Genomic DNA, 13,898 nt, shown 5'->3' with positions numbered 1-13,898 from the left:
TCACTCATTTCCGGCTGAAGGCTGTGACGACGTGGAAAGGTCGGCTCGCTCGCTCATGCGCCTGACACGGAACAGGCGGAGCACCGCAACGAAAAACACCGGCACGAAGTAGACCGCAAGGAACGTGGCCGAGGCCATGCCGCCCACCACAGCCGTGCCGATCGCCTGGCGCGAGGCCGAACCGGCACCGCTGGCCACGGCAAGCGGGAACACCCCGACCACAAAGGCGATCGAGGTCATGAGAATGGGCCGCAGGCGTTCGCGGGCTGCCGTCAGCACCGCTTCTTCCAGCGAATGTCCTTTCTCGAAGCCGGCCTTGGCGAACTCCACGATCAGGATGGCGTTCTTGACCGCCAGCCCGACGGTGGTCAGCAGTCCGACCTGGAAGTAGACGTCGTTGTTCATGCTGCGGCCCAGTGTCGCGACAATCGCGCCCAGAACACCCAGCGGAATGACCAGCATGACCGCAAGCGGAATGGCCCAGCTTTCATACAGTGCGGCAAGGCACAGCAGAATGACAATGCCAGCCAGCCCGTAGAGCGGCCCCGTGGACGACCCGGACGAAATTTCCTCGAACGAGAGGCCGGTCCATTCATACCCGATACCGGTGGGCAGCTTGGCCAGAATACCCTTGATGGCATCCAGCGCATCGCCCGAACTGTAGCCTACGGCAGGCTGGCCCAGGATCTCGTAGGAGTTGAGACCGTTATAATCCTCGACCTTCTGCGGTCCGCTGATCCAGTTGCCGGTAATGAAGGTGTTGAGCGGGGTCAGGGTATTGGCCGCATTGCGGATATACCACTTGCCCAGATCCTGCGGCAGCATGCGCGAGGCCGCGTTCCCCTGGATATAGACCTGCTTCACGCGGTCTTCACGGGTGAACTGGTTGACGTAGATCGACCCCAGCGCCCCTTCGATGGTGGTATTGATGTCGTTGATCGTGATCCCCAGCGCATTGGCTTTTTCGCGGTCGATATCGAGATGGTACTGGCTCGCGTCTTCCATGCCGTTGGGGCGCACGGCCAGCAGGCGCGGGTCCTTGCTGGCCATGCCCAGCACCATGTTGCGTGCCTCAAGCAGTTTCTGGTGGCCCAGATGCCCGCGATCCTCCAGTTCCAGGTCGAAGCCGGTCGCGTTGCCCAGTTCCAGCACGGCAGGCGGGTTGATGGCGAAAATCTGCGCACGCGGGTCGAACCAGAAATGCATCATGATGCGCATGGCAATGGCCGATGACGTCTGCGACGCCTTGGGCCGCAGTTTCCAGTCCTTGAGCCGCACGAAGAATGCGCCCGAGTTCTGGCCCTGCCCCGCGAAGTTGAAGCCGTTGACCGCCAGCACGGACTGCACCAGACCCGGTTCGCTTTTGAGAATGTAATCCGTGATCTCGCGGTTGAGGGCGGAGGTCTGTTCGCGCGGGGTGTTGGGTGGCAGGGTGATCTGCCCGAAAATCAGGCCCTGGTCCTCATCGGGCAGGAAGCCGCTGGGCAGGCGCGTGAACAGGAACACCGCGAGGGCGGAAATGATGGCAAAGCCCAGGAGCGAGATCAGTTCGCGGTTGATGAGGAACCGCACGCCCCGCAGGTAACCCCCGGTCAGCCGTGCGAAGTTGCGGTTGAACCAGCCGGCCGCACCCGTGGTTTTTTCATGCGAGCCGGGTTTGAGCATGGTCGCGCACAAAGCGGGGGTCAGCACCATGGCCACCAGCACCGACAGCCACATGGCCGAGACAATGGTGACCGAGAACTGCCGGTAAATAACCCCGACCGACCCCGAAAACGCCGCCATGGGCAGGAACACGGCTGACAGCACCAGCACGATACCCACAAGGGCGCCCGAAATTTCATCCATGGAAACACGGGCCGCGTCGGCGGGGGAGAGTTTTTTCTCCGTCATGACGCGTTCGACGTTTTCCACCACCACGATGGCGTCATCCACCAGCAGACCCACCGCCAGCACCATGGCCAGCATGGTCAGCGTGTTGATGGAATAGCCGAACAGTTCCAGCAGCCCGAACGTGCCCAGCAGCACCACCGGCACCGCAATGGTGGGGATAAGGGTTGCCCGGAAATTCTGCAGGAACACCAGCATGACCAGGAACACCAGGGCAATGGCTTCGAGCAGGGTCTGCACCACGTCCTCGATGGACAGGGTGATGAACGGCTCGGTGTCCAGCGGGTAGACGGTCTTCAGCCCCGGTGGGTAGAACTGCTCCAGTTCGTGAATACGCGCGCGCACGGCGGCCTCGGTCGCAAGCTGGTTCGCACCGGGTGCGAGCTTGAGCGCCATGGCCGACGCGGGCTGGTTGTTATAGAAGGACTCGGTATTGTAGGTCTGCGGCCCCAGTTCCACCTTGGCGATGTCGCTGATACGGACCTGAGAGCCGTCCGACTGCACCTTGAGAAGAATCTTCCCGAATTCCTCGGGCTTGGTCAGGCGCGTCGGGCCGATGATGGTGGCATCGAGCTTGATGCCTTTTTCCGCCGGCAGGCCACCCAGTTCGCCCGAGGACACCTGGATGTTCTGGGTCTGGATGGCGCTTTCCACATCGCCCACGGTCAGGCTGTAGCTGAACAGCTTGTCGGGATCGAGCCAGATCCGCATCGCGTATTCCGAACCGAACAGCGTGTGGTCGCCCACACCGGTCACGCGGCTGAGCGGGTCGGAAATGTTGGAGGCCACATAGTCCGCGATGTCGTCGCCCGACATGCTGCCATCGGTCGAGATAAAGGCCGCCACCAGCATGAAGTTTTTCACGGCCTTGGTAATGCTCAGGCCCTGGGCCGTGACTTCCTGCGGCAGTTTGGGCTGGGCAAGCTGCAGCTTGTTCTGCACTTGCACCTGCGCGATATCGGGGTTGGTCCCCTGCGCGAAGGTCAGGTCGATTTCCATCTGCCCGGACGCGTAGGACTGCGATGCGATATATTCCAGATGATCGAGCCCGAACATCTGCTGCAGGATCGGACGCACCACGGTGTCGTTGACCGTATCGGCGGATGCGCCGGGATAGGTCACGGTAATGGCGATCTGGGGCGGGGCGATGGAAGGGTACTGCGCGATGGGCAGCCGGAAAACGGACAGCCCCCCCACAAGCATGATGATAAGGCTGATAACCCATGCAAAAATGGGCCGGTCGATAAAAAAGCGGGAAAGAGACATGGAGTTTACTGCCCGTTCTTGGCCGGCTGTCCCGCGCCGTCTGCTGCTGGCGCCTGCGGAGCGTCCTTCGGTTTTTCTTCGGTTGCCGTGACTTTCGCACCGGGCGTGATTTTCTGCGTACCGCTGACCACGACCCGCTCATCCGCCTTCAGGCCGCCCAGAACCAGCCAGTCGGAGCCCACGGCCTGCCCGATCTGGATTTGGCGCAGGGCTACCGTGCTGTCGGGCTGTACCACCCATACCTGCGGGTCGCCGTGGGTGTTGCGGCTTACCGCGTTCTGGGGCACCAGCAGGGCGCTGGGGTCGGTGCCTTCGTCAAGCTGGGCATGCACATACATGCCCGGCAGCAGCAGTTTCTGCGGGTTTGGCATGATCGCACGCACGATCACGGAGGAGGTGCTGGTGTCCACGTTGACTTCGGCCAGCGCCATGCGGCCCTGGTGTTCGTAGGTGGTGCCGTCTTCCAGTGTCACGGTCACGGGCACGTTGCCATCGGCCTGCCGCTGGATACGCCCGTCCGCCAGTTCCCGCTTGAGCCGCAGCAGCGTTATGGCCGGCAGGTTCACGTCGACATAAATGGGGTCCAGCCGGGTGATGATGGCGGTGTTGCTGGTCTGGTTGGCGGTCACGAGCGCGCCCACCGTAATCAGCGTGCGCCCGATCCGCCCGGAAATAGGGGCGTACATCTTGGTGTAGCCAAGGTCGACCTGTGCGTTTTCCACCTGGCCTTTCCCGCTCAGGATAGCGCCCTGCGCTTCCTTCTGGGCGGCTACGGCGTCGTCATAATCCTGCTGGCTGACCGCATGTTCGCGTACCAGCAGCTTGTAGCGGTTCACCTTGGCGGTGGCGGTGGCGGCGCGGGCCTCGGCCTGCTGCAACTGGCCCCGTGCGGAATCGTAGGCGGCCTGATAGCGGGACGGATCGATCTGGTAGAGCTGCTGCCCCGCCTCGACATCCGCCCCTTCTGTGAACAGCCGTTTTTCGATCACGCCTGTGACCTGCGGCCGCACCTGGGCGATTTCAAAGGCGTCGGTCCGGCCGGGCAGGCTGGTATGGACGGCAACAGCGCGGGGGTGAAGGGTTACGACCCCCACGGACTGGGGGGGGAGCTGCATGGCCGCGTCCTTGCGTTTGCAGCCATCGAGTGCGAGCAGGGCAACGGCTGAAAGCAGGACCGGGCGGAGGGGAAAAGAGCGTGGCGTCACCTGTTATGGTCCCGTTGCTTGACTGGATTATCCGGGCGGGCAGCCTGTGGCCCGTCCGGCAGGAAAGGGAAGAACAGCCCGGAAACCGTCCCTGCCGGTGCCACGCGCGGAGCGTTCCGGCGGGCTGCGGTACCAAAGGACGAAAAGCGGGCTGCGGTCTGGAGAATGAAAAAGAAAATAGTACTAATTGTTACTTTTACGGCGAAAGCTAGAAGCCTGACCCAAAGCTGTCAAGTCTGTAGCATGGTGGGTTAACAAATCCGGAATGACGCAAAGCGGGTCTATGACTGGCGCAACGGCAGGAAAAGCCTGGCTTTACAGCCCCTGACCGGCAGGCTGCGGAATATTTTCCGCTCGGTCCCGCGTGGCAGGCGGCAACGATGGAACCTGACCCCATGACCGCGCGCATGCACTATAGCGCAGGCAGCCCACCAGAGCCTAGCGTTGCGCGTCGGTCAGACTTTCCCCGTAACGGCTGTCCCGGTGCACCCAGGTCGAGAGCAGGAACCCGAAGCCGAGCATGACATTGAGCATGGCCGACCCGCCATAGGAAATCAGCGGTAGCGGCACGCCCCCCACCGGGATCGCTCCCATGACCATGGATAGGTTGACCAGGCAGTAGAAAAAGAAATTCATGCTGATGCCAAAGGCCAGCAACCGGCCAAAGCGGTTGCGGCAGCGTATGGCCATGGCCATGCCGCCCAGAATGACCAGCAGCAGCAGCCCCAGTATGGTGACTGCCCCTGCGAACCCCCATTCCTCCGCGATCATGGTGAAAATGAAGTCGGTCTGTTTTTCAGGCAGAAAATTGAGCTGCCCCTGCGATCCGTGCAGGTAGCCTTGGCCCCACATCCCCCCGGACCCCAGCGCGATCTTGGACTGGATAATGTTGTAGCCCGCCCCCAGCGGGTCATCCTCGGGGTGGAGGAAGGTGGTGATGCGTGCGCGCTGGTAGTCGTGCAGATGCGCGTAGGCGAATTTTATCAGTGACGGTACGGGCAGCAGCAGCAGGATAATCTGCCATAGCCGCATGCCTGCGGCGAAAAACAGCGCCGCCCCGATCCCGCCGATAATCACCCCCGTACCCAGATTGGGTTCCTTGAGCACCAAAGCGACCGGCACCAGCACCATCATGGCCGGCGGTATAAGCCATAGCGGGTTGCCCATGCGGGCGTAGCCCACGCGTGAAAACCAGGCGGCCAGCGCCAGAACCAGCGCCACTTTTGCAAATTCCGAGGGCTGGATCTGCATGCCCCCGATAATCAGCCAGCGTTCGGCCCCCTTGCCCACATGGCCCACATGCAGCACCGCAAGCAGCAGCACCAGCGACAGCCCGTAAAGCGGACCCGCCGCCATGACAAGAATGCGCGGCGGCATCATGGCCACGGTAATCATCATGACCAGCCCCACCGCGAAACGGATGGCCTGGGGGGCCGCGAACGGGTAGGGCGTGCCTCCGCCCGCGGAATACAGGGTCACGTAACCCACCCCGGCCAGCGCGCAGATCAGCAGCACATACAGCCAGCTTATCCGCCACAGCTTGGCCAGCAGGCGAAAGCTCGGCTCGGCCCGCAGCAGGCGCTTGTGGAACCTGGCGCGGCTGTGCAGTGCGTTACTCAAGGGTGTCGCTCGCATCGGCCACGTTTTCGGGCGGCGGGGTCGTGTGGTTGACCGGGTCGCGCAGCAATGTGTCACGCATGATGTCACGCGCCAGCGGGGCTGCGGCATCGGCCCCGGTATTGCCATGCTCGATCACGACGGACACCGCGTAGCGTGGCGCGTCATAGGGGGCAAAGCAGATGAACAGGGCGTGGGGGCGGTATTCCCACGGCAGATCGGCGGAGTTGAAATGCCCCGTCTCGCGCAGCGCGCGAGACACATGGCGCACCTGGGCCGACCCCGTCTTGCCTGCCATGGTCATGCCCGGCAGGTCGAGCTGGGCCTTGGGGGCGGTGCCGTGCGGTTCGTTCACCACCGCGAACATGCCGTCGCGCAGGGCCTGCAGGTAAGGCTGGGGCATGCCCAGTTCGGGCCAGTGCCCGGCCTGGGCGCGGGGGTCCAGTTCACCATTGATGGCGCGGACCAGATGCGGCTCCACCGCCCGGCCGGTGGCGATCCGGGCCGAATAGGTGGCAAGCTGGAGGGGGGTGACCTGAATGAACCCCTGCCCGATCCCGCTGACGATCGTATCCCCCCCGTTCCAGTGGTGGTGGTGGGCCTGCCGCCATGCCGGGGTGGGAATAAGGCCGTCGCGGGTGTGCGGCAGTTCGATATCCAGCTTCACGCCCAGGCCCATCTGGTGGGCGGCCTGCGCGATCCGGTCCATGCCGATCCGGCGCGCCACCTCGTAGAAATAGACGTCGCACGAATATTTCAGCGCCCCGTGCAGGTCCAGAGAGCCATGCCCCCAGCGTGACCAGCAGTGAAAACGCGTGCCGCCAACGTCAAGATGCCCGGGGCAGAACACCCGGTCCGTCGCGCTGACAAGGCCGGACTGCAGGGCCGCCATGGCCACGGCGGGCTTGAAGGTGGAGCCCGGCGGGTAAACCCCCGCCACCGCCTTGTTTATAAGGGGGGTATGGACGTTGTCCGTCCATTCGATCCACTGCGCGTGGCTGACGCCGCTGTCGAACAGGGACGGGTCGAAGGACGGGGTGCTGACCATGGCCAGCACCTCGCCATTGTGGCAGTCCAGCACCACGGCGGAGGCGGTCTGGTCGCCTATGTGGTTCAGAACCTTCTGTTGCAGGCCCCGGTCGATGGTCAGGCTGATTTCCTCGCCCGGCATCCCTTCCACACGGTTGATCTCGGACATCATGCGCCCTACGGCGTTGACTTCCATCTCCACCGATCCGGCATTGCCACGCAGGCGTTCGTCCTGGCTCTGTTCTATGCCCGCGCGGCCCACACGCATGCCCGGCAGGGCCAGCAGGGCCGACCCGGCGACGTCGCCCTCGTTGGGGGGGGCCACATAGCCGATGATATGGGCCAGCATTTCGCCTTCGGGGTAGACACGGCGCGTGCCGACATCGATCAGCACCCCGGGCAGGGACGGGGCGTTGAGTTCGATCCGTGCCATTTCATCCCAGGACAGGAAATCGCGCAGCATGACCGGCACAAAGCGGCGCTGGTGGCGCATTTCCCGTGCAATGCGGCTGCGGTCGCGTTCATCCAGCGGGATAATGGCCGAAAAACGCTCGATGGTGGCGCTGACATCCGTGGTTTCCTCGGGCATCAGCAACGCGCGCCAGTTTTCCTTGTTGTTGGCCAGGGCAATGCCATAGCGGTCGACAATGCGCCCGCGCGGCGGCGCCAGCAGGCGTTTGCTGACACGATTGTTGGCCGCCATGCGCGCGTAATGGTCGCCATCGTTGATCTGGAGCTTGTACAGCCGCCGGCCCAGTTCCCCGATGGCCCCGGCCTGCACCGCCATGAACAGCAGCGCCCGACGGGTGAACACCCCGCGGGCGGGGTCTTTCTGGTCACGAATGGGCATGAGGCGCCGGTTTTCGCGCTTGCGCCACGTCATGGACACACCCCATGCCACCATGCGGTCCACCGTGCGGTCATGCTGCGTCCTTTTCGTCCAGAACGCGCAGGAACCACGAACAGGTGGCCGACAGGAGCGGGTAAATTCCTATGCACAGCAAAGCTTCAAAAAATGCGGGCGCGGGGTCCAGGGCATGCAGGCGGAACACGCAGGCCAAGGTCCATTGCAAGGCTGCGGCTCCTGCTCCTACCAGTCCGACTACGCACCATACCACCAAGAAATTCAACCTCATCAGCCCGAAGCGGGCGTAACTGGCGGTGCCATGTACCAACAGGAGAATAAAGGCACTGACCCCAAGCGGTGTAAAGCCCACCAGGTCCATGAAAAGCCCAAGAACAAACACGTTCAGCGCCGGCATGCCCGATGGCCGCCACACGGACCAGAAAAAGACCGTGCTCAGCACGATGGCGGGCAGCAGTTCGGCTGCACCCGGCAGGCCGAGTGGCGCCGAAAAAACGATAATCGCCAGAATGGCGAAAATGGTGGGCAGCAGGTGGCGGGCCGTACGGTCGAGTCGCTGCCGCAGGGTCAGTTGCGGTTCGGTCTCGGGGTCCCAGGATGTATGGCGTGGAGAGGGCATGGCCTGCGGGTCTACCCTTCCTGACCGGGGGGCAGCAGCGTCCTGAACGGCAGGGCAAGCGGGCGGCGCGGGCGGGTGAGCGGCACATGGCCCGGCGCTTCGGGCGGTTCGATCTCGGAGGGTTTGAAATCGAACACCCGCAGCATGGTCAGGTGGTCCAGGGCGGCGAAAGGCTGCACCACAGGCTGGCCCGCATGCAGGTAATGTACCCGCCCTATGGGAATACCCGCGGGCAGCGCGCCGGCCTGCCCGCCCGTTACCACGCGTTCACCCTCGATCGGGCGGGCATCCTGCGGGTAGTAGAGCAGGTGCGGCGTGGCGCTGTTATCCCCCGCCATGATGGCCGAGGCATGGCTCGATTCAAGCAGCACCGGCAGGCGGCTGGCAATGTCGGTAATCAGCAGGATGCGTGCCGCATGGGTGCCTACCTCGGTCACGCGCCCGGCAAGTCCGTCCGCCGCCAGGGCGATATTGCCTGTCTGCACCCCGCTTTGCGTGCCCGCCACCAGCAGCACGGCGCGGGCGTAAATTCCCCCGCTATCGGCCACGACCCGCCCGGTTACGAAAGCGGGGGTGGGTTCGGGCACCCAGTGCAGTTCGGTCTTGAGGGCGTCGTTTTCACGGGCGAGGGAAATCGCGACTTCGTACCAGCGGCGCAGATTGGCGTTTTCGGCTTCCAGGCGGCTGTTTTCCTCGCCCAGGTGCCGGGCTTCGCGCAGGCCGCCCACCACGCCGAATACGGCGTTCTGGCCGTGGGCCAGCAGGTTCCACAGCGGGGCCAGGATGTCGGCCACATACATGCGTGCCCTGTCGGCCACAGGCTTTTCAACCTGCCCACCGATCATGATCCCCACAGACAGCAGCAGCAGAGCTGGCAGAACCAGCTTGGCCAGGGCCTGTCTTACCTGAATGGAAACCGGGAGCATGAAACCGGGCCTCTTTCGGGCGCTGGCGGACACCGGGTCCGCGTTGTCTGGTCCGGCACCATGGTCAGATCATGGGGCCGGGCGGGCGTTCAGTACATGGTCGTCAGGACGTTGCGCAGGCGCTTTATTTCTTCCAGCGCCCGGCCCGTGCCCAGCGCAACGCAGGACAGCGCGTCCTCCGCCACGGTTACGGGCAGGCCCGTGGCATAGCGCAGCACATCGGCCAGGCGGAACAGCAGTGCTCCGCCACCTGTCAGCACAATGCCCTTGTCCACGATATCGGCCGCCAGTTCGGGGGGAGTGTTTTCAAGTGCCGTCGTCACCGCGTCTATGATCTGGCTGACCGGCTCCATCAGGCTTTCTGCGATCTGCGCCTGCGACACTGGCACTTCGCGCGGTACGCCGTTGATCAGGTCGCGGCCTTTCACCTGTGTCCAGGGGCCCTGGTCCTCGCCTTCGCCCGGCAGCATGGCCGAGCCGATGCTGATCTTGATCCGCTCGGCCGAGCTTTCACCGATCAGCAGGTTATGGGCGCGGCGGATATAGGAGATGATGGCGTCATCCATCTTGTCTCCGCCCACCCGCACGGAACGGGCATAGACAATACCCCCCAGCGAGATCACGGCCACTTCCGTCGTGCCACCGCCGATGTCGACAATCATGCTGCCAGACGGTTCGGTCACGGGCAGGCCGGCGCCAATGGCCGCGGCCATCGGTTCCTCGATCAGCAGCACGCGGCGGGCCCCCGCACTTTCAGCGCTTTCCTGGATGGCGCGGCGTTCCACGGCGGTGGAGCCGGAGGGCACGCACACAATGATCTGGGGGCTGGCGAAGGCGCGGCGGTTGTGAACCTTGCGGATGAAATGCTTGATCATTTCTTCCGCCACGTCGAAATCCGCGATCACGCCATCACGCATCGGGCGGATGGCGGTAATGTTGCCGGGCGTGCGCCCGACCATCTGCTTGGCTTCCTCGCCCACGGCCAGAAGCTGCTTTTTCCCGCGCATGTCCGCGATGGCCACCACCGAGGGTTCGTTCAGGACAATGCCGCGCCCCTTGACGTAGACAAGGGTGTTGGCAGTACCCAGGTCGATGGCCATGTCGGCGGACATAAGACCGAGCAGACGAGAAAACATCCAGGACTCCTGGTTCAGGCGGCACGATACAACAACAGGCTGCTATGGGTGGCGGCCCGCACGTGCCGTGACGTGCGTGCGCGTAGCCAGACGCTGGCCCTGTCGTTGCTCAGTTGGAAATCTGTGCCCGGATTACCGGGGTGCGGGCAAGCAGACAAGACCTTCCGTCAAGAAACTGACGCATAAAATGTCGTCACAGTCCGTCTGCTGCCCCGCATGCCGCCTAAATGGCTGTTTTTACGCCATCAGGGCTTCCGGTTCGGTGCGCGCACGCTTGACCAGCAGTTTGTTCAGCGCATGCACATAGGCCCGCACGGCCGAGACAACCGTGTCAGCATCCGCCCCCTGACCGTCCACCAGCTTGCCGGATTCTTCCAGCCGGACCGTGGTGCGGGCCTGTGCGTCTGTGCCTTCGGTCACGGCCCCGACCGAGAACAGGGCCAGCCGCGCCTCATGCGGGAAAGCCTGCCGCAGGGCGTTGAACGCGGCGTCGACCGGGCCGTTGCCGGTGGCGTCCACCGTAACGTCGCGTCCGTCGACATGCAGGGTCAGCGCCACATGGGACGGCTTGCCCGAAACCGACTGCAGGCTGAGCGCGCCAAAGCGGATATGGTCGTGCCCGCGTGCTTCCTCGTCCACCAGGGCCACGATGTCCTCGTCGTAGACAACCTTTTTCCGGTCGGCCAGGTCCTTGAACCGGCCAAAGGCGTCGTTCAGGCGGGTGTCGTCCATGTCGTCATAGCCCAGGGCTTTCAGCTTGTCGCGGAACGCCGCGCGACCGGAATGCTTGCCCATGACCAGGGACGAACGCGACCAGCCAACGCTCTCGGGGGTCATGATCTCGTATGTGGCGGCGTTTTTCAGCACGCCATCCTGGTGAATGCCGCTTTCATGCGCGAAGGCGTTGCGGCCCACAATGGCCTTGTTGGGCTGCACGTCAAAGCTGGTGATGGTGGCCAGCATGCGCGACACCTTCAGCAAATTGGGCGTCTGGATATTGGTGGTGAAGGGGTACTGGTCGTGGCGGGTGCGCAGCGCCATGACAATTTCTTCCAGGGCCGCATTGCCCGCACGTTCGCCAATGCCGTTGATGGTGCATTCCACCTGCCGCGCACCGCCCCGGATGGAGGCCAGCGTGTTGGCCACCGCCAGCCCCAGGTCGTTATGGTTATGGGCCGAAAAGATCACCTGGTCAGCACCGGGCACGCGTTCACGCAGCATGGAGAAAATACGCTCCATGTCCTCTGGTGTTGCGTAGCCGACCGTATCGGGCACGTTGATGGTGGTTGCCCCGGCCCTGATGGCGGCTTCCACGCAGCGGCACAGGAAGTCGGGTTCGGTGCGGGACCCGTCCTCGGCCGACCATTCCACGTCATCGGTCAGGTTGCGGGCGGCGGCATTGCCCGAGGTAATCAGGTCCAGCACCGTTTCGGGCTCCATCCGCAGCTTGTATTTCATGTGCAGCGGCGAGGTGGAGATAAAGTTGTGAATGCGCTTGCGCTCGGCCGGGGCCAGTGCCTCGCCGGCGGCGGCAATGTCCTTCGCTCCGCCGCTGCGGGCCAGCGCGCAGATCACCGCACCCCGGGCATGGCGGGCAATTTCGTTGACGGACTCGAAATCACCCTTCGAGGCAACGGGAAAGCCCGCCTCGATCACATCCACGCCCAGATTGACCAGAGCTTCGGCCATGCGCAGTTTTTCCGCCAGGTTCATGGAAAAACCGGGGGACTGTTCGCCGTCGCGCAGGGTGGTGTCGAAAATAATGACCCGCTCGGACGTCATGCGGCCAAAGGACGGGTGATTGAAGCTGGTTTGCTCAGCAGACATGGATGTGTTCCTGGATGATTCTGGTCTGGCACAGGAATGGGCTGGCTGTGCCGCATTCTGCCCGCACGCATGCGGACGCTCTTTCATGGTCTTCCCCTGGGCGCAACGGCACGAAGCCGCCCGGCTCGCTCAGGGGCAGGTAAGTCGAAGGAGAAGGTCCAGACGCTGCGCCACGCCGCCCGTGGCCACGCTTGCGCGGCACGATGCAGAATCGGAAAAGGGGCGGTGGCGGGTCATGGTGGGCAGCATACAGGGCTGGTGAGCAAACGCAACCACAAAACAGCCCGCCCCCGCGGACCGGCCTGCCGGGCTGACAGGAACGCCACCCGCCGGGCCCATTGCCGGGCCTGCCGCTGCGGGCCAGTCGCTGCGGGCCGGGCAGGGTGTGTGCGCGGTGCGCCTGATATGCTCGGTGCCGGCAGGCCGGCGGTAAAACCTGTCAGGATGCGGTGGGGGCCCGGCGCAGGCTGTGCAGCACGAACAGCATCGTGCCCAGCAGCACGGCGGCAAAGGTCTGGTGAACCGCCCCGGCCCAGACAGGCACGACCAGCAGCAGGGTTGTGACCCCCAGCGCGTACTGCACCGCCACCGCCCAGCCCAGCAGGGTCAGCGCATTGCGCGCACGCGTGTTCAGGCCCGGCGCGCGCAGGCCCACCAGCAGGGTTGCCGCCACGCATAGCGCGGTCAGCGTTGCCAGCAGCCGGTGGTCGAACTGCACGGCGGCCTTGTTGGCGACCCAGTTCAGCCAGAAGGGCGACAGGCTGGCGTAATCCGTGGGCACGACATGCCCGTCCATGAGCGGAAAGGTGTTGAACAGGAATCCCGCATGGGTGCCCGCCGTAAAGCCGCCCGCCACAATGGTGGTGCACAGCAGGGCGGTGGCCACCCCGGCCAGCAGCCTGACCGGTTTTGCGGCGGCGGCGTTCGCGGGTGCCGTGTCGGGCTGCGGCCAGCGCACGGAAAAGGCCGTCCACAGAATGGCGGCATACAGTATCAGCGCTGCACTCAGGTGCAGGACCAGCCGCACGGGTTCGACCGCCGTGCTGTCGGGGCGAAAGCCCGAGGCCACCATGAACCAGCCGATCGCCCCCTGCAGCGCACCCAGAATGAAAAAGGCGAACAGGCGCAGCGCCAGTGCGCGCGTCATCATGCCCCTGATCGCGAACCACACCAGCGGCACCAGCAGCACCAGCCCCATCAGGCGGCCCCAGAAACGGTGGATCCATTCCGCCCAGAAGATTTTCTGGAACCCTTCCAGCCCGAAGCCTTCATGCTGGAGATGGTATTGGGGAATGGTCTGGTACAGCGCGAACAGCCGCTCCCATTCCGCGTGGGACAGCGGGGGTATGAACCCGCTGACCGGCTGCCAGTCCATGATGGACAGGCCGGAGCCTGTCAGCCGCGTGACCCCGCCAATGGCGATCATGCCCAGCAGCATGAAGCACAGCAGGAACAGCCAGCCCGAAATCAGGCGGCGGTGGGCAGGCGTCATCTCTTGCTGGCGCTGGGGCGTAGTGG

At 64.1% G+C, this 13,898-nt stretch carries 9 protein-coding genes; all 9 read right to left on the bottom strand.

The genetic code is table 11. The annotated features are described in order from the left end of the window. The gene (locus ABF990_RS11275; protein WP_415492476.1) at positions 1-3,156 is read right to left on the bottom strand and encodes an efflux RND transporter permease subunit; all 3,156 of its coding nucleotides are present in this window, start codon (positions 3,154-3,156) and stop codon (positions 1-3) included. Positions 3,157-3,161: 5 nt separating this feature from the next. Then, positions 3,162-4,361 (bottom strand): efflux RND transporter periplasmic adaptor subunit, encoded by a 1,200-nt coding sequence (locus ABF990_RS11270; RefSeq protein ID WP_415492475.1) that lies wholly within the window; start codon positions 4,359-4,361, stop codon positions 3,162-3,164. Positions 4,362-4,799: 438 nt separating this feature from the next. Next, positions 4,800-5,981 carry a rod shape-determining protein RodA gene (rodA, locus tag ABF990_RS11265; protein WP_415500711.1) on the bottom strand — a complete coding sequence of 394 codons (1,182 nt, stop codon included), beginning with the start codon at positions 5,979-5,981 and terminating at the stop codon, positions 4,800-4,802. Then, positions 5,974-7,890: a penicillin-binding protein 2 gene (gene mrdA / locus ABF990_RS11260; RefSeq protein WP_415492424.1), complete on the bottom strand. Its 1,917-nt coding sequence runs from the start codon at positions 7,888-7,890 to the stop codon at positions 5,974-5,976. The genes rodA and mrdA overlap by 8 nt, the downstream gene beginning before the upstream one ends. A 37-nt stretch (positions 7,891-7,927) precedes the next feature. Then, positions 7,928-8,491: a rod shape-determining protein MreD gene (locus ABF990_RS11255; protein ID WP_415492421.1), complete on the bottom strand. Its 564-nt coding sequence runs from the start codon at positions 8,489-8,491 to the stop codon at positions 7,928-7,930. A gap of 11 nt (positions 8,492-8,502) precedes the next feature. Continuing rightward, a complete protein-coding gene (gene mreC, locus ABF990_RS11250) occupies positions 8,503-9,417 on the bottom strand; it encodes a rod shape-determining protein MreC (RefSeq protein ID WP_415492420.1) in 915 nt (304 codons plus the stop codon). 89 nt (positions 9,418-9,506) lie between these two features. After that, positions 9,507-10,553, bottom strand: coding sequence for a rod shape-determining protein (locus ABF990_RS11245; protein WP_415492419.1), 1,047 nt, complete (start codon positions 10,551-10,553; stop codon positions 9,507-9,509). 237 nt (positions 10,554-10,790) lie between these two features. Next, entirely contained in the window at positions 10,791-12,380 is a 1,590-nt protein-coding gene (locus ABF990_RS11240; protein WP_415492418.1) for a 2-isopropylmalate synthase, read from the bottom strand. Positions 12,381-12,819: 439 nt separating this feature from the next. Further along, positions 12,820-13,872, bottom strand: coding sequence for a COX15/CtaA family protein (locus ABF990_RS11235; protein WP_415500714.1), 1,053 nt, complete (start codon positions 13,870-13,872; stop codon positions 12,820-12,822). Between the last annotated feature and the right edge of the window lie 26 nt (positions 13,873-13,898).

The organism is Acetobacter sp., assembly GCF_047723915.1.
Lineage (GTDB): Bacteria > Pseudomonadota > Alphaproteobacteria > Acetobacterales > Acetobacteraceae > Acetobacter.
The sequence above is the reverse complement of the archived record's forward strand: the minus strand, read 5'-3'. Positions and strand labels throughout refer to the sequence as shown.

Bases quoted from the DNA above. Each gene is read 5' to 3' on its own strand.
- ABF990_RS11235 (WP_415500714.1), bottom strand. From the start codon at position 13,872: ATGACGCCTGCCCACCGCCGCCTGATTTCGGGCTGGCTGTTCCTGCTG.
- mreC (WP_415492420.1), bottom strand. From the start codon at position 9,417: ATGCTCCCGGTTTCCATTCAGGTAAGACAGGCCCTGGCCAAGCTGGTT.
- ABF990_RS11255 (WP_415492421.1), bottom strand. From the start codon at position 8,491: ATGCCCTCTCCACGCCATACATCCTGGGACCCCGAGACCGAACCGCAA.
- mrdA (WP_415492424.1), bottom strand. From the start codon at position 7,890: ATGACGTGGCGCAAGCGCGAAAACCGGCGCCTCATGCCCATTCGTGAC.
- ABF990_RS11240 (WP_415492418.1), bottom strand. From the start codon at position 12,380: ATGTCTGCTGAGCAAACCAGCTTCAATCACCCGTCCTTTGGCCGCATG.
- ABF990_RS11245 (WP_415492419.1), bottom strand. From the start codon at position 10,553: ATGTTTTCTCGTCTGCTCGGTCTTATGTCCGCCGACATGGCCATCGAC.
- ABF990_RS11275 (WP_415492476.1), bottom strand. From the start codon at position 3,156: ATGTCTCTTTCCCGCTTTTTTATCGACCGGCCCATTTTTGCATGGGTT.